Below are 17,231 nucleotides of genomic sequence, written 5' to 3' on the forward strand. Positions count from 1 at the left end.
CCTTTTTCTTTCTGGCAATGGGGAGGTAAATGTGATGCTATTCCAACAGAAAAAGCAACTCCAAAAGAATTGTTTGATTATTTGGATCATATAGTAGGCGTCAAAACGTATAATGATAAAATGTACTTTAATTATCTGCCGTCGTATTATCAGCATTTGAGCGAGCTGGGATACTATGGTTTTGATTTATCCCCGGTTGCAGATTTGTTGAAAATGGTAAAAAGTTCCTCTAATAATCGTTTTGCACCTAAAGATGTTGTTATAAAATACCATCCCCAATATATTAAAGAAGTACGCAAATATGTTGAAAATAAGGGTGATAAAATTTTATACATCTACGGAGGTGATGACACCTGGTATTCCTGTTCTCCAACACCAAATTCAAAATTAGATGCCTTAAAAATGGTTCTTCCAGCCCGGAAGTCATACGACAAGAGTTAAAGGTTTTCCTGAAAAAGATAAAGCGTTTTATTCTGGAAACTTTAGCGAGGTGGCTGGAAATAAAGGAATTTGACAAAAAAGATTAAGGTCAAATTTAGCTTTAAGTTCTTCAGGAAAGTATGATATTTTTTTGTTGCTGTTGATCATAATTAAAGAACTATAGATATTTTATGTGCATAGTCCAGATTAATAGGATTATGATATTTTTTTAACAGTAAAAGATCGTTTTTTATCGAATCTCGTAATTTAGGAATTTTCTTCTTTTTATTTTGTGGATTTAATAGAAGGGTTATATATTAGCTCAAATAGTATATCTTTTTTATAACCACTTCAATGAACTTAAAACTTTGTATTATACTTTTCTTTATAATTATAAATTGCTTCTCACAAAATAGCACAGAGATTTATGGGAAAATTTTATCTGATAATTCAGCCTTAACAGATGTTGTAATTGAATTAAAAAGTGGCACATTTTCGAAATTTGCAATTACTGATAAAAAAGGTATGTATAAATTTTCTAATATAGCTATTAAAGGAAATGATACTTTGTTTTTGATAACAAGTAAACCAGGTTATAGAACTTACTATCATAGAATTGTAGATACAAAATCAGAGAATAACATTTATCTTGAGAAAGAGGAACCAAAAGAGCTTAACGAAGTTATAATTAAATCTGACAATAAAATAATTAATACAGCTCGGAAATTTATATATAAAATTGATTCAAAAGATTTTTTAAAAAATGCGAAAGCCGGAGAAGTTTTAAGTACTGTTCCAAATGTCTATTTTAATAAATTTGAAGAAAAGGTAATTGTTGATGGGGTACTAAGTGTTAGAATTTTCATTGATGGAATAGAAGCAATGTCAAATGAACTGGAAAATATTGATGCAATTAATATTGATAAAATTGAAGTGATTTCCAATCCGTCGTCAACTCTATATGGTTCGGAGTTTTTAGGAGCTATAGTTAATGTTATCACTAAAAAAAAGAAGTGAAGAATTTATAAAAGGAAGTGTTGGTACTACTATTGGAGCTAGTAATAATTATTGGTCTGTTATTCCTGCTCTTACTTATAAAAAAGGAAGGTTTGCAATAAGATCCAATTTTAGATATTTGGATAATGATCAAGTTGTTGATTTTAATTCTTTTAGAAGTGATGAAGAAGGTGCTTTTTATCAAAGTAACGTAAAAAAAACAAAAAGTAATCAGGAAAATTTTAATACAAGAGTAGGAGTTAAGTTATCAGAGAGATCAAATATCACTTTTACTAATGCATTCTCTGGTTATAAATTTAACGGCAATGCTAAAGGTTTTTCAATGTTAAACGATGATAAGGCTGAGCTTTTTTCTAAAAAAGGTAAAGAAACGAATAGCCAATGGAATTTAGCTTCAGTTTTCAGTCATTCTTTTGAAGAAAACACGACTCTTTTTGTAAAAAGTGCTTATTCAATATATAAGAAAGTTGATGCCAACGTGTTTGATTACGAATATCAAGGATTAGAATACTATGATATTCGATCTAAAAATAAGGAGTTTTCAATAGAGGTAGATTTAGAGTCAGAGAACATAACTTTGTTTAAAAAAAATATGAGTTTTTATTCTGATTTGAAATTCATTAATAGAAACTATAGTTTTTTTGAGAGTACTTATTTTCTTAATCAAAAAGTGGTCGATGCTTCAGTAGAATTAGATACTGATTGGTCTAGTAAGATTTCTACAGAAATAGCCTTGACTTTTGAAAATACTTATAACAGTAATAGTACTTTGCACCAGAACTATAATTTATTATTACCAACATTTAATGGTATTTATCATTTTAAAAATAAACTTGATGTTAAATTTAGTTATTCAAGAAAAGTTTTACGGCCGGATGCCAGTGATTTGAATAACAATATTGTCGTTATATATCCAGGATTAGCAAAACAGGGGAATGAAGATTTAGATCCTCAATTAAGAGATTATTATTCATTGACATTCAATAAATCGATTAAATCAGATAATTTTTCACTAAAAAATTTATAATGAATCTATTAACAATGCAATAACAGAAGTTTATAGAAAAGATGGGGAATTATTAGTTCAAACGCTTAATAATGCGGCTAGGTATAATTCTGTAGGTTTTAGTCTGGGGATCAAAACAAAATTGTTTAAGAAAGTAATAACTAATATTAATTCTGGGTTTGATTATAATGTTTATGAAGATAATAGTGAAATGGCAGTAATTGAAAAAAATAGTGGCTATACTTTTCGAGGAAACATTAATTTAAGTACTAAATTTTTTAAAGATAAAATTTCAGTTTCATTTTCAGGTAGACAAGATGGTCCTAATTATTCATTATTGTCAAAGAGAATAACGAAGCCCTATCTGGATTTCAATATAAGTACCAATCTGTTAAACGATAAGATAAGTATTAGTTTGTATGGGAGAAACTTACTAGGTAAGCCTGCTAGTGGATTTACAGATATAAGTAGCTATGGCAATTTTTATCAAAAAGTAGAAACCACAAATAATTCTAGAAATTTATTATTGATTTTAACATATAATTTTGGTAAAAAATTTAATGATAAAATAGATTCTCCGGATATTAATAACAATGACATCAGACGATAGTTTTTATTATGATCTGCTCTTTCAAATAATCCATAGCAAATTTCCCTTCGTTAAAAATTAAATCCAGAACGCTTAGATTATTGATGAATCCATGTTTGTCATCAAAAACCTGTGTGTATTTTTCAAATGTGTTGGGGTCTTTTTTTCCGTTTGCCAAAAATCTGAAATCAGATAGATTTTCTGTTTCGGCAAAATATTCAATGGTTTTGTTAAACTCTAATTTCATTCGTAAACACTTGGTTACGATATCCAGAACTTCAAAGTTTAAATCAATTAAAAAAGTATGTTTTTTTTCGAAAACAGGACGAATATCGTCTTCAAAAAACTCAAAAAAAGGAGAGCTTCTGTACCCTGCTTCCAGTGATTTAAAATGTTGTTTCTGCCAGTCGAATTCATTCTCAATTAAAACATCTTTTGTTTTTTGATGTATTGATTTTGAATGTTTAATTGGGATATTCAGTAACTGAATTCCGTTTGGACTGTAGATATAAGTACGGTTTCTGTTGGTTTGTTTCTGAAAATTATCTTCCATTTCAAAAGTAATATTTTCAGATTGAGCCATAACTGCAAAGTGGCTAATGGAAGGAAAATAAGTAGGAAGTAATAGAGAGTTCATTTTATGTTGAATTTTGAGTTAAAAGTTTCAGGTTTCAGGTTTCACGTTCGCAAAGAACCTGAAACCTGAAACCTGAAACAAAAAAAACTTTATTTTATGCTTTGTTTTCTTTTCTTTTTCTCCAGAAATATTCACCCACAAAATATGCAGCAAGAATAATTAAGAAATATTTAAAGTAAGATTGTGGTTGTCCTTCGCCATTAACGGTGGTAAAAACTCTGTTCCAACGAACTTTGTTAATTCCTTTGCCGTTAGTATCCCAGCTCATCCAGATAAAAACAGGTTTTCCTACGATGTGATCTGCAGGTACATATCCCCAATAACGACTGTCTTCAGAGTTGTGACGATTGTCTCCCATCATCCAGTAATAGTTTTGTTTGAAGGTGTAGGTAGTAGCTTGTTTTCCGTTGATCAAGAAGTGGGAGCCGTCTAATTGTAGCGTGTTTCCTTCGTATTTAGTAATGATTTCTTTGTAGAATGGCAAAGATTCATTGGTTAGAGCAACTGTTTTTCCGGCTTCCGGAATATAGATTGGTCCAAAATTATCCTGGCTCCATTTGTTAATATGAGGAAAAATTGCATTGTCATTTCCTCTGTCAATTTCTCTTTTGACAGCAGTAACCCCAGGAGTGTTTTTCAGGCGTTCAGCACTGGCTTCTGTTAATGCTCTGAAATAGATAGTATCTCTTCTGTCCGGATTTTTTAGGTAAGCACCATCAGTTATATCTAATTCTTTCATTAAAGATTCAATATCGATAGGTGTTTTTTCATCTAAAGCTACTGTGTAAGAATATTGAGGTTTGGCTCTTTCCGGTAAAATCAATTTTTTTCCGTTAATGAAAACAAAACCGTCTACAATTGATAAGCTGTCTCCCGGAATACCAACACATCTTTTTACGTAATTCGATTTTTTATCAATGGGTTTTATAACGCCTGGTCTTCCTTTTGGCTCATAGAAATAATGTACCGTATCAACGGGCCAGTTAAAAACTACGATATCTGAACGTTTTATTTTTTCTAAAGCGGGAAGTCTAAAATAAGGCAATTGTGGCCAGCTTAAATAGGATTTTCTTTTTAAGAATGGTATAGTGTCGTGAACCATTGGCAGTGCTACGGTTGTCATAGGTACACGTGGACCGTAATTTACTTTACTTACAAATAGAAAGTCACCAATTAATAACGATTTTTCCAATGATGAAGTTGGAATCGTATAAGGTTGTACGATATAAGTGTGTACTAAAGTTGCTACGATAATAGCAAAAAGTAATGAGCTTATAGTGTCAGCGGTTTTGTTTTGCGGTCTTAATTCTCTATTGGCATTGTACTCTAATTTCTGAGTATAATTGACATAATAAATATAAAACCCAAAGGTAAATATCCCTAATAAAGTGTCTAAAGTAGATTTTTTGCCAAATGTTTTTAGTGTTTCTACCCAGATAACCGGAAACATGATCAGGTTAATAATCGGAATGAAAAGTAATAAAGTCCACCAGGTTGGTCGACTAATTATTTTCATTAAAATTATTGAATTGTAAACCGGTATTGCAGCTTCCCAGCTTTTTCTTCCTGCTGCCTGATACAATTTCCAGGTTCCCAGAAAATGAATTACTTGTACAGCTAAGAAAAATACGAACCAAAGATATAGTGTCATAATATTTTGTTTAAAGTTTCAAGTTTTAAGGTTTTTTTAGTTTCGGCCTTAAAATTTCAATCTGTTATTTTAAGTTTAATACATCTTTCATGCTGTAAACTCCTGTTTTACCAGCAAGCCATTCAGCAGCGATTACGGCTCCAAGAGCAAAACCTTCACGGTTGTGAGCAGTGTGTTTTAGTTCGATGCTGTCTACTACTGAGTCATAAGTTACCGTATGGGTTCCCGGAACATCTCCAATTCTTTTGGCTTCAATATGTATTTCGTTTGCTTTAGCCTGATCCAAAGTCCAATTTGCGTAGTTGCTATTTTCGATAATCCCTTTTGCCAGGGAAATAGCGGTTCCGCTTGGAGCATCTAATTTTTGAGTATGATGAATTTCTTCCATCGTAACTTTATAAGAATCAAATTGTGCCATGATTTTGGCTAAATACTCATTCAATTCGAAGAAAATATTAACTCCTAAGCTAAAATTTGAACTGGATATAAATCCACCTTGTTTTTCGTTGCAAAGTGCAATCATTTCGTCAAAATGTTCCAGCCATCCGGTTGTTCCTGAAACTACGGGAACATTATTATTGAAACAACTTGAGATGTTGCTTACTGCAGCAGTCGGAACGCTAAAGTCAATTGCGACGTCAGCTGTGGAAAGACCGTCGTATGTATTGAATTCGTCTTTCTTTAAAACAATTTCATGACCTCTTTCTAAAGCAATTCGTTCAATTACTTTACCCATTTTTCCGTATCCTAAAAGCGCAATTTTCATTTTATATATTTTTTGAATTTAAATAACGAAGGCTATTTAAAAGTGGTAATTAAAAGTTAGTCCAACGTTTGGTCTAAAAGTTACATCGTTGGGGTATATTTCCGGAGTCATTGATAATCTTTCGCTTACATTAAACTGAATCAGAGCCGCATCAACATTAGCATCGATGATGTTTAAAGCGTAAAAAGCAACAACAAATAAAGCCGATAAATCCCTGTTTCGTTGATAGAATTTCTGACCTGCAATAAGTCTGCTTTCATCCAGAAACTGATAGTTGTCGTCGTTATAGCCTTCTAATCTTCGTTTATAAGCATCGCGATAATCGTGGTATTTTTTATTGTTATCAAGATAAAAATATAAACTGGTACCAATTGCTCCGTAAACCAACGGTATTTTCCAGTATTTTTTATTGTATGCCTGACCTAAACCGGGTAGTATTGCGGAGTAAAAAGCTGCTTTTGCCGGCGTGAGCGGGTCTATTTCTTGTAACTTGCTAGTGTCTTTAACAACCAAAACCGTGTCTTTTTTTGCCTGAGCAAAAAGAGAAACGGTTCCTATGAGAAAGAACAATAGACTGATGGGGACAATTTTATTCACTATCCGTTTATTAATTTTATAATTCTATTAAAGTCGGCTTCGGAGTTAAAAGGTATTGTAATTTTTCCTTTTCCGTTACCAGCCACTTTTACATCAACTTTCGCACCAAAATAATCATTGAAAGTGTTTTTTTGTGTTTCTCTGATTACAAAAGAAGATTCTGGTTTTGCTTTTCCTTCTGCTTTTGGTTTTAAGCTTTCGTGATAATTTTTTACTAAAGTTTCTGTTTCACGAACTGATAGGTTCTGGCTAACTATTTTTTGATAGATATCAGTTTGAATGTCTAAATCTTCAATGTTGATAATCGCCCTGCCGTGTCCCATGCTGATGAAACCATCACGGATACCGGTTTGAATGATCGGGTCCAGTTTTAAAAGACGTAAATAATTCGCAATTGTAGAACGTTTTTTTCCAACACGCTCGCTCATTTGTTCCTGAGTCAATTGAATTTCGTCAATTAAACGTTGGTACGAAAGTGCGATCTCGATTGGGTCTAAGTCATGACGCTGAATGTTCTCTACCAAAGCCATAACCAATGATTCGTTGTCATTAGCAATACGAATGTAGGCAGGAACATGTGTCAGGCCAACTAAGGTTGAAGCACGTAAACGGCGCTCTCCCGAAATTAGCTGGTATTTATTGAAGTCTAATTTTCGAACAGTAATAGGTTGAATTACACCAAGTTCTTTGATAGAAGTGGCTAACTCACGTAGCGATTCTTCATTAAAATTGCTTCTAGGCTGAAACGGATTTATTTCGATAGCACTTATTTCAAGCTCAATAATATTTCCAACAACTTTGTCAGCGTTTTTGTCTTCTACTGAGGTAATGTCGTTTTCCGGATCTTTTAATAATGCTGATAATCCTCTTCCTAAGGCTTGTTTTTTAATTGCTTTTGTCATAAAAACTATTTACTGTTTTTCTTTATAATTTCCTGGGCTAAATGAATATAATTAACAGCTCCTTTGCTTGTTGCGTCATAATTAATGATGCTTTCGCCAAAACTTGGAGCTTCGCTTAATTTTACATTTCGCTGAATAACCGTATCAAAAACCATATCGTTAAAGTGTTTTTGAACCTCTTCTACAACCTGATTGGATAAACGCAATCTTGAATCGTACATGGTTAGTAACAATCCTTCGATGTCAAGATCCGGGTTGTGTATTTTTTGAATACTTTTTATGGTGTTCAATAATTTTCCTAATCCTTCAAGTGCAAAATACTCACATTGAATTGGAATGACTACTGAATCAGCTGCTGTTAAAGCATTCAGCGTCAATAGACCTAATGAAGGTGCACAGTCGATAATGATATAATCATATTCGTCTTTTACGCTTTCTAATGCTTTTTTAAGCATATATTCTCTGTTCTCTTTGTCAACCAATTCGATTTCGATGGCAACAAGATCAATGTGAGCAGGGATCACATCAACATTTACAGCTGAACATTTTACAATGGTTTCTTTTGGGGTGTTGCTGTGTTCAAGTATTTGGTAGGTACCCATCTCAACAGATTCTACATCAATCCCAAGGCCAGATGTAGCATTGGCTTGAGGATCAGCATCAATCAATAATACTTTTTTTTCTAAAACACCCAATGAGGCCGCAAGATTTACCGATGTAGTAGTTTTTCCAACGCCTCCTTTTTGATTAGCAATCGCAATGATTTTGCCCATTTATTTTCTGAATTTTGAACCGTAAAAATACAATTATTTATGGTTTCTGAAAATCTATTTTGTTAACATTTAAGAAACTTCGATTAACCGTGGTATGGTGCGTGTTTTCAGGATTTTAAATTCGGTTATAATGAAAAATACTAACGAAAATTCGTTCTATTTTAGTGTTGTTTTTAGATTAAAAAGAACAAAACGACAATTTACATCCTGAAAAAGAACAAAATGTTAAAATTTAGATTTTATTTTAATTCTTTCTTTTCAAATCTTTTACTAAGCTGGCTGTAAAAAATAAAATTGTAATGCCTCCAAACAAAATGCAAAGCCACATAAACCAGGATTGTTGCCAAAAAGATTTATTTTTAATTGAATTTTTTTTCGGAATTTTTGACTGAATGTCATAAATGAGAGTTTGAGGTAAAACAGTGGCAATTTTATTTTTAAAATTCGAAAGATCATATTCCGGCCCGGTCAGATTCTTATTTCCGGTTTTTAATAAATAAGTTTCGTTTGCATTTAAATTAGCAACAATAGCAATCGACTTTTGATCGTACTTTATTTTTGAAATTGATAAAGGCTGATTATCATGGTTTTCAATTTTTATAAAGAATTCTTTTTCGAATAATTCAGGAATGGTAAAAATGTTGTTGGTATTTGAATTCAAATCAAAAGAGATGATATCTTCATTAAATAGTTGTGTTTTTCTTTTTATTTTTCGTTTTACTTTCTTGTATAAGATAGCTTTACGGTTGTAATAAGTTGGTTTTGAAATTTCAAAAGTAATCTGATTGATGACTTGTGGGGAATCAAATAGGACATGGATTTGAGTTGTTTTTTCCGAAGGAATTTCTGTTGGTGAAGATTTCTCAGGAACTATTTCATGTACCGGACTTTTTGGAAATTGTGTGCTGTAATTTCCAACTTTTAAGATGTTGATCGGAAGTGTTTTTCGATCGTCAAAATCTATTTTTACAAAATGATAAGTACTTAAAGGATACGAAATGGTTTTGACAACACTTGTCTCAGAAGCGCTGTTTAAATATGATAATAGCTGTGCATCAGAGATTCCAAACCACTCTTTTTGATCGTCACTCCCGGAAATTGAATATTTTTTTTCAACATCAGAATTGGCAATAAAAAGCGAAAGGCGATTATTGGTTTTAGTAGGCGGGACAGCAATGATAATGGAAGTACTCTTTTTTGGATAAACTGTTTTTGAAACAATTGTATACTCTTCGAAACGATTAGAGGAAACTGTATTGTCAGTTTGAATAAAATAGGGAATCTCATTTTCTTTAGAATCAAATAGTCTAATATCGCTCAAATCCCGTTTAGAACAAGATCTGATTTCAGGGGATAAAATGATTTCATGAAAGCCGTTTTCTGTAACCTTTTTTAGTTTTGCAGTAGTTTGATATTGCCCAAACGAAAGGTTTGCAATAAATAGCAATAAGATAAATTTATTTAGTTTCATTGGTTTCCTTTGACTTGTTTTCATCAATAACTAAGACTTTGATTTTTTGATATACAAAAGAGATAATCAAAATTAATATTCCCAGAAGGATAAATGATATGATTTTTCCTGTTTCAGAAATATTGCTGATGTCGTACAAAAATAATTTTAAAATAGTTAATCCGAGTAAAGATAAAGCAATAACCCGAAGCGATTTGTATTGTTTTTTTATACCAATAATTAAAAATACAAAAGCTAAAATCCCCCAAAGGACAGGAAATCCTGTTTTGATTATTTTAGTTTCTGTCAATTTAATGTAACCATCCGCTATTAATTCACGTAAATAAGGCAGATCAGATTTATGGCTTGCATACATAGAATTTGTTTGTATGTCGTGCATTGTTACAGGAGAATCCATTAAAACCAAACCATGAAGCATTACTTCTGAACTGGCGATGTAAATAATAAAAAAAGCAGCAATCCATATTAAATAAGTACTTTTCAAGAAAGTAAAATCTGTTTTTTTACTGATTTGAAACAACTGATAGGCGGAATAAATCGTTATAATGAGCGAAATATAATGAAGGTAAAAGGCAATTGATTTTCCGGATCCTGAGCTGATGATTTCTTTGTGCTCTAAGTACGGATAGTTAGAGAACCAAAAAGCGAATAAAATAATATTGGCAATAATAAGTAGCGTTGCAGCCTGATATCCGGATGTTGTTTTTTTCTTCATCATAAAAGAAGAAAACAGGAGAGAGAACAGTAAATGATATAATACCGGTAATGAAATTGCACTGTAAATACTTTGAATGTGACTGTTAGATTGAAAAATAACTTCGAATAAACCGGTTAAGTATGTTATTAAAAATCCTGCCATTAAAAAAATATCCTTGTATTTTTTAGTATCAAATAAAACATTAAATGTAGTGGTGTTTTCAGTTTCATTTTTTAATAAATACCAAACAGCGAATAAAGAAAATGATGCAAAGATTCCGGTAATAAATATTGGATTAAGAATGATGTTTAACGATAAATTGCTGTTATAGTACTTGTTCCAATCCATGATGAGACTGAAGATCATTAAAATATGAACGATTAGAGCGCCAAATCGATAACTTGAAATTTTTGATTTTTGAGAAAGCCATAATAATAAAACGGCTTCTGCGGCCCAGAATAAAGTAATATAATTTCCTTCAAACTGTATCGGAATTGCCAGTGTTATAAAAGTCAGTGTTAAGCCAATTAACAAATAAGCTGCTTTTTGATCCAGGTCGAATTTTTTGTATAAAAACCAGGCATAAATCAAATTCAGCAAGGCAAGAATTGTGGTGAATAAACCTTTTAGTTCCGGATGATAATTCGTTAAGACTGCCATGCCTGCACCATAAAATAAAAAGGTATTACTGGCAAGAATAGTCAATTGGGTCGTAGAGAATTCTCCTTTTGATCTTATGTTATTTATAATATTCATTAGAATAAAAATAAAGTAGAAGGCAAAACCAAAGACAAGAGTTCCCGGATAATGAGGTTTATCTGAACTAAGATCTTTATAAAGCCAGGCTCCATATAAAAGAACTGTAAATACATACGCCAGAGTATTAACCAGATTCCACTTTTTATAATACGCTAAAGCTAAAATTCCAATATTTAGAATGATGATGTATGTAAAGAGTACAACATAGTTTCCTTCGCCTGTGCTCACCATAAACGGAACTGCAAATCCTCCAATCAAGGAAAGTACGGCTAATTCGATTCGGTCATACGACAGCGATATCAATGCACTAAAGGCCGTAATGATGACCATGATACTAAAAGCAACTGTTTGATTGAATAAATGATAATCGTGAAAAGCAATACCTATGGTGAAGTAGAAAATTGCAATGGCCCCGGCCACAATAACGGAACTGAACGCAGTATAATTTTTACGCAGTTTATGAGCAACTCCCATTACTAATGCACCGGCCAAAACTCCGATTCCAACACGGGCAGGTTCGTTGATCCAGTCTTTATCGATGGCATATTTTACAAAATAACTTATTCCTAAAACCAGAATTAACACTCCAATTTTATTGATTAAATTTTCCCCAATAAATTTTTCTAAATCCGGATTTTGTTCCTTGAAATTTTCCCAGAATGATTTTTCAGGTTCAATAGGGACAATTGGTTTTTGAATTGGTTTTGGTTCGACAGGTTTCGGTATGCTGTCAGTATTCAAAGACAATGCGATTTTTTCTAATGTGTCATCAGTGACTCTTTCTTCGGGAACTTCTCGTTTTACAGGTTCGGGCGTTATTGATCGGGATGGCTCAGGAGCGTTTTTAAATTCTTCTTTTCTTATTACAGGAATTGGCGGAACAGGAATCGTTTCAGAAGGTTTTTCGATTGCTTTTAGGAGATCGATTTTTTTACTCAGTTTTTGAATGTCGTTCTCGAGATGATCAAAACGACCTTTTATGATGTTAACAATGTAAATCAAAAAAATAAATATCGCTGCTAAAACAAAACCTTCCATAGAAATAAGTATATGTTATGATTGGTAAATATAATAACATTTTGATAGGGAGGTAGTTTTTACTGGTTTTTTCGTGTTAATAAAAAAAAGTTAAGTCCGTGATAATCCCCAATTTAATTTATTCTGAAATTAAAAATAGCTCTTATTTTATAAAATGTTTTGGATAAGCAAAAAATAGTTATATATTTGCACCCGCTTACGGGGTGTAGCGTAGCCCGGTTATCGCGCCTGCTTTGGGAGCAGGAGGCCGCAGGTTCGAATCCTGCCACCCCGACAAAAATCCTTTCTGTGTTTACAGAAAGGATTTTTTATTTCTACTCTATTCGTTATTCTCTATTTCAGAATAGCAAAAACTGATTAGTTGGGTTCTTTTTTCCAACAATAAAAACTTACTTTTGCACCATCAATTATTAATACGATCATAATTATGTCAGATACAATCGAAAAAATTAAATGCCTAATTATTGGTTCTGGTCCAGCAGGTTATACTGCAGCTATTTATGCTGCCAGAGCAAATATGAATCCAGTTTTATATCAGGGAATGCAACCAGGTGGTCAGTTGACTACAACAAATGAAGTAGAAAATTTCCCAGGTTATGTTGATGGTGTTACAGGACCTGAAATGATGGTTCAATTGCAAGAGCAAGCAAAACGTTTTGGTTCAGACATCCGTGACGGTTGGGCTACTAAAGTTGATTTTTCAGGAGATATTCATAAAGTTTGGATTAACGATTCTATCGAATTGCACTGTGAAACAGTTATTATTTCTACAGGAGCATCTGCGAAATATTTAGGATTGCCGTCAGAACAACATTATTTACAAATGGGTGGCGGAGTTTCTGCTTGTGCCGTTTGTGACGGATTTTTCTACCGTAATCAGGAAGTTGTAATTGTTGGAGCGGGAGATTCTGCTTGTGAAGAAGCGCATTACTTATCTAAACTTTGTAAAAAAGTAACGATGTTGGTAAGAAGTGAAAAATTCCGTGCTTCTAAAATTATGGAAGAACGCGTGCGCAAAACAGAGAATATCGAAATTTTACTAAACCATGATACGGTTGAAGTGTTAGGAGATGGAAATGTGGTACACGGCATAAAAGCGTTGAATAAAACTACTGCTGAAGTTGTTGAAATTCCAGCTACAGGATTTTTCGTTGCCATTGGTCACAAACCAAACACAGATATTTTTGCAGATTATATCACTCTTGATGAAACAGGATATATCGTAAATACTCCGGGAACCTCTAATACAAATGTACCGGGTGTTTTTGTCGCTGGTGATGCTGCTGATCATGTATACCGTCAGGCTATCACTGCTGCAGGTACAGGATGTATGGCCGCTTTAGATGCTGAAAGATATCTGGCATCAAAAGAATAAGAATTTGTTTCAGATTTTTGGAACTTAAATCTGAAAATTGTCAAAATAAAAAGTCCCGTTCTTAATTGAACGGGACTTTTTTTATAGAGCTTTGAGATCTTTTTAATTACTAAAAATCTGTTTTACAGTGATGGTTTTGCTTTTACAACAGTAGCACCTGGTTTCTTAATTAATTTTGCTTCTTCACTAAAACGCGTAAGTTCAATTTTTGGACTGCCATATAAAGTAATTTCTGATTTGTCTCCTGCTGCAATTGAGATACTTGTATCAGCCAGAATGATAGCTACTGCGGAACCTTCCGTCGTAACATTAGCTTCTTTCAAAGTAAATTTTGTTCCTGTAAAAACGGAATTATTATCTAAACGAATCGTTGCTTTGTCTGCAATACCTTCAATATTTGCTGTACCTTTTTGATATAAATCGCATTTGAATTTTATGGCAGATACTAATGTTTTTATCGAAGAGTTTTTACTCAGTTGTAAATTGGCTTCTTCTGATTTTAAGTTCAGTTCGGTCTTTGATTTGTCATCAGCAAATAATGCGAATTTTTTTGAGTTTACGTTTAGGAATAATTTCGAATAATCAAAACTATTAAAGGTAATGTTATCCAGCTGAAGTTCCTGAATGGCATAAACTACCGCGTCATTTTTTGCAATTACACTTTTTAATGATTTTGTATAGATAACACGAACAGTTAGTTTTTTGAAAATAGTGCTTTCTTTAGAAGTGTATAAGCGAAGTACTTTTTCTCTTAAATCCATGGCGACAATATCATGTAAATTATCGTCGGCTTCAATTTTGATTTCGTTTTTTTCTCCTCTTTCCAGATAGACCTCTAAATTATCATCAACTTCAATACCGTCAAATTCTCCTACTTCTTTTGCCGAAGTGGTTACGATTTTAGATCCTTTTATTTTTTCTCTTCTTTGACCAAAAGTTAGCGTTGTAATCAGTAATAATAGGAGTAAGGCTGTATTTTTTTTCATTAATTCTAAATTTGATTTTCACAAATATAAAAAAATCATCCACTTTCGATGAATGATTTTTTTATATTTAACAGATAAATATGGTTTATCCCTGACTGATACTTCCTCCTGAATTCGAAGTTTTCTCTATTGTTTTTGGTGCAATATCATAATTGATACTTCCTCCGCTGTTGGCCTCCGCCCTTAAGCTTACAATTGGGTGAACATTTATATTTGCACCGCTTGAAGCTTCTGCGTGAACTTCATTAGCTAATAATTTTTTGGCATTGATAGTTGCCCCGCTTGAAGCTGATGTTCTGATTTTTAAAGCTTTTCCTTCTACTTTTATCGAACTTGCACTACTGGATTCACAAGTAATGTTATCAGATTCTACAGTCACATCCATCGTTGATGCACTTGAGGTTTCCAGATTAATATCCTGTCCCTGAAGTATGCCTTTACTTGATATAGAAGCGGCACTTGAAGCTTCAAGTTTGTCAATGTTAGGCATTTTTACGGTTACTTTTTTCTTGGTAATATTTCTGAAAGAACTGTATTTGCATTTTACGACAAGCGTTCCGTTTTCAACTGTAGTTATAATTTCTTTCTGAAGGTTGCTGTCTGCTTCGACAGTAATTTCAGTAGAATCAGACTGTATGATGACTAAATCGATCGCATTGCTAACAGAAACATTTTTAAAATCTCCGTGAACAATTCTTTTTTCGGTCGTAACATTTCCGTTTCCATCAATTGTGTTCACGTTTAAGTTACAAGAGGCAAACAATAATGCGGTAATAGTCGCAATAATGAATTGTGTAATATGAATGATTATTTTTATCATGGCTTAGTTAATTTTGATTATGACTCCGTTTTTGTCAGTGGTTAATCTTCCGTTGGTTTTTTTTCCGTTTAAAATTTCTTTCCCATTAATTTTAACCGAAACTTCATTTACAGTATCATTTTTAATACCGTTTGCTTCGTCTGTGTCATTATAGTCGTTTTCTTCTGATGGGCAATTCAGGCATTTGATTTTAGAACCTTCAACTTTGTAGTTATAATCACCACTAAAATGCAGGTTGAAAAATTCATTCTCAGAATCATCGTAATCCTGAACAGATGCATCTGGCTTGAAAAGTTGTCCCTCAGGCAAGTACAAATACACATCAACTTCCTGACCTCTGAATTTGTTTTTTACATCTGTAAGAAAATAATTGTCCAAAATTAAATGATTTCCTTTAATTTGAAACTTATAATTAATTTTTTCTGCTCTCTGTTTAGCTGAAATGAATGAATTTCCTCGTGCACTTTTCTCTATCTGAATAAAAGGAGTAGCTTCATCAGTGCGTAAAACATGTAAACGAACATCATTTGAATACAATAATTGATTGTTGGCCGAATCTTGTACAAATTCAAATTCTCTGTAGTGATTCAAATCTTTTGCATAATAATCATTGTATCTGAATTTTACGAAAAGCGTATCTTTTGCATTAATATTAAGTGCTTTTTTCTCTACGGTTTTATTATCGTATGAAATTTCAGTAGCTTGCTTAATTCCGATGCTGATAACAATGGCAACTGCAATAATCCAAATCGCTAACAAAGTATATTTTATAATATTTCCGATAGATTTTAAGTTTGGAGACAGCAATTTGAAACCTAAAAGTGTCAAAAAGAAAAACGGAATTCCAACTGCAAAGAACATTAACAAGCCAAATGACCAGATAGGATAATCTGTAAAGTTTCCGGCTTCAACGAAGTTTTGCCAGGGAAAATCAACAAAAACATTCGTTCCTAAAGTAAAAACGCCAATCAATAACATAATCAGAACACTAAGACCTGACATGATTAAGATCACTCCTAAAAATTTAGCGAAGATTTTAAAAACCGTCATTATAAAGTCTCCAAATGAACTACTTATTCTCTCAGCTCCCGACTTTACCTGGTTTCCCATTTTGTCATAATCTGCACTTTTAAATTTATCAGATAATGATTCAATTTCCTCACGTACTTTTTTCTCAATGTTCGAAATAGTTACCGGCTCGCCGGTCATTTCTAATTTTTCAGATGTTGTAACTGCTTCCGGAGTTACAATCCAAAGAACAAAATACGCTAAAATCCCAGTTCCAAAACCTGCAAAAACAAATACCAGGAATAGAATTTTTATCCAGACAGCGTCAATCCCAAAATAATGTCCGAGACCGGTTGCTACACCACCAATCATCCCTTTTTCTTTATCTCGGTATAATTTTTTGTGTTTTCTGGTGCTGTAATCATTAAAAGACTGATTAGGTCTTTCTTCGTCTTCAAGGATATAATCTTCAGGTTGCCCCATTACTACAATCACCTCATCAACGTCTTTCAGTCCCACAACATGTTTTTCGCTTTTTTGTTTTTCTGTTAATAATTCAGAAATACGCATTTCGATATCTTTAATGATTTCATCCTGACCAGATGAGTTGTTTAGTGATCGTTTTATAGCGTCAAAATAGCGTGTCAATTTTAAATATGCATCTTCATCAATGTGAAAAGACATACCGCCTAAGTTAATATTTACTGTTTTGTTCATGA

General features: G+C 32.8%; 15 protein-coding genes, 1 tRNA gene and 1 pseudogene. 6 read left to right on the forward strand and 11 right to left on the reverse strand.

Translation table 11 applies throughout. The features are described 5' to 3' along the window. From ACQY44_RS06615 to ACQY44_RS06630, 4 genes and pseudogenes are all read left to right on the forward strand, one after another. A pseudogene (locus ACQY44_RS06615) lies at positions 1-441 on the forward strand (S28 family serine protease); the annotation flags it as partial. A gap of 333 nt (positions 442-774) precedes the next feature. Next, a complete protein-coding gene (locus ACQY44_RS06620; RefSeq protein ID WP_428229619.1) occupies positions 775-1,437 on the forward strand; it encodes a TonB-dependent receptor plug domain-containing protein in 663 nt (220 codons plus the stop codon). Next, positions 1,412-2,464, forward strand: a complete 1,053-nt coding sequence (locus tag ACQY44_RS06625) for an outer membrane beta-barrel protein (RefSeq protein WP_428229620.1) — start codon at positions 1,412-1,414, stop codon at positions 2,462-2,464. Before ACQY44_RS06620 ends, ACQY44_RS06625 begins: the two co-directional genes overlap by 26 nt. 7 nt (positions 2,465-2,471) lie before the next feature. Beyond that, a complete protein-coding gene (locus tag ACQY44_RS06630; RefSeq protein WP_428229900.1) occupies positions 2,472-3,053 on the forward strand; it encodes an outer membrane beta-barrel protein in 582 nt (193 codons plus the stop codon). On the opposite strand, the gene ACQY44_RS06635 is transcribed toward ACQY44_RS06630, so the two are convergent. From ACQY44_RS06635 to ACQY44_RS06670, 8 genes are all read right to left on the reverse strand, one after another. After that, on the reverse strand, positions 3,043-3,669 hold the full coding sequence (locus ACQY44_RS06635; protein ID WP_428229621.1) for a WbqC family protein: 627 nt from the start codon (positions 3,667-3,669) through the stop codon (positions 3,043-3,045). The genes ACQY44_RS06630 and ACQY44_RS06635 overlap by 11 nt on opposite strands. A 94-nt stretch (positions 3,670-3,763) precedes the next feature. Then, positions 3,764-5,320, reverse strand: coding sequence for a signal peptidase I (gene lepB, locus ACQY44_RS06640; RefSeq protein WP_428229622.1), 1,557 nt, complete (start codon positions 5,318-5,320; stop codon positions 3,764-3,766). Positions 5,321-5,384: 64 nt separating this feature from the next. Beyond that, positions 5,385-6,086 carry a 4-hydroxy-tetrahydrodipicolinate reductase gene (gene dapB, locus ACQY44_RS06645; RefSeq protein ID WP_428229623.1) on the reverse strand — a complete coding sequence of 234 codons (702 nt, stop codon included), beginning with the start codon at positions 6,084-6,086 and terminating at the stop codon, positions 5,385-5,387. A gap of 36 nt (positions 6,087-6,122) precedes the next feature. Continuing rightward, positions 6,123-6,683, reverse strand: a complete 561-nt coding sequence (locus ACQY44_RS06650; RefSeq protein ID WP_428229624.1) for a DUF5683 domain-containing protein — start codon at positions 6,681-6,683, stop codon at positions 6,123-6,125. Beyond that, complete coding sequence (locus tag ACQY44_RS06655; protein WP_428229625.1) at positions 6,683-7,585, reverse strand: ParB/RepB/Spo0J family partition protein; 903 nt, start codon at positions 7,583-7,585, stop codon at positions 6,683-6,685. The genes ACQY44_RS06650 and ACQY44_RS06655 overlap by 1 nt, the downstream gene beginning before the upstream one ends. Before the next feature lie 5 nt (positions 7,586-7,590). Beyond that, the gene (locus tag ACQY44_RS06660; protein ID WP_428229626.1) at positions 7,591-8,358 is read right to left on the reverse strand and encodes a ParA family protein; all 768 of its coding nucleotides are present in this window, start codon (positions 8,356-8,358) and stop codon (positions 7,591-7,593) included. Between the two features lie 244 nt (positions 8,359-8,602). Beyond that, positions 8,603-9,829, reverse strand: coding sequence for a hypothetical protein (locus tag ACQY44_RS06665; RefSeq protein ID WP_428229627.1), 1,227 nt, complete (start codon positions 9,827-9,829; stop codon positions 8,603-8,605). After that, positions 9,816-12,323: a DUF2339 domain-containing protein gene (locus ACQY44_RS06670; protein ID WP_428229628.1), complete on the reverse strand. Its 2,508-nt coding sequence runs from the start codon at positions 12,321-12,323 to the stop codon at positions 9,816-9,818. Before ACQY44_RS06670 ends, ACQY44_RS06665 begins: the two co-directional genes overlap by 14 nt. A gap of 199 nt (positions 12,324-12,522) precedes the next feature. On the opposite strand from ACQY44_RS06670, the gene ACQY44_RS06675 reads away from it, so the two are divergent. Both ACQY44_RS06675 and trxB read left to right on the forward strand, forming a co-directional pair. Next, positions 12,523-12,597 (forward strand) — tRNA-Pro (locus ACQY44_RS06675). Positions 12,598-12,750: 153 nt separating this feature from the next. Next, positions 12,751-13,698: a thioredoxin-disulfide reductase gene (gene trxB, locus ACQY44_RS06680; RefSeq protein WP_428229629.1), complete on the forward strand. Its 948-nt coding sequence runs from the start codon at positions 12,751-12,753 to the stop codon at positions 13,696-13,698. A 122-nt stretch (positions 13,699-13,820) separates the two neighbouring features. Here trxB and ACQY44_RS06685 read toward each other — a convergent pair whose 3' ends face one another. From ACQY44_RS06685 to ACQY44_RS06695, 3 genes are all read right to left on the reverse strand, one after another. Beyond that, positions 13,821-14,684 (reverse strand): GIN domain-containing protein, encoded by an 864-nt coding sequence (locus ACQY44_RS06685; RefSeq protein WP_428229630.1) that lies wholly within the window; start codon positions 14,682-14,684, stop codon positions 13,821-13,823. Between the two features lie 85 nt (positions 14,685-14,769). Beyond that, the gene (locus ACQY44_RS06690; RefSeq protein WP_428229631.1) at positions 14,770-15,504 is read right to left on the reverse strand and encodes a head GIN domain-containing protein; all 735 of its coding nucleotides are present in this window, start codon (positions 15,502-15,504) and stop codon (positions 14,770-14,772) included. A gap of 3 nt (positions 15,505-15,507) precedes the next feature. Next, a complete protein-coding gene (locus tag ACQY44_RS06695) occupies positions 15,508-17,229 on the reverse strand; it encodes a PspC domain-containing protein (RefSeq protein WP_428229632.1) in 1,722 nt (573 codons plus the stop codon). Positions 17,230-17,231 lie beyond the last annotated feature (2 nt).

The sequence above is a fragment of the Flavobacterium sp. genome (genome assembly GCF_965277525.1).
Classification (GTDB): Bacteria; Bacteroidota; Bacteroidia; order Flavobacteriales; family Flavobacteriaceae; genus Flavobacterium.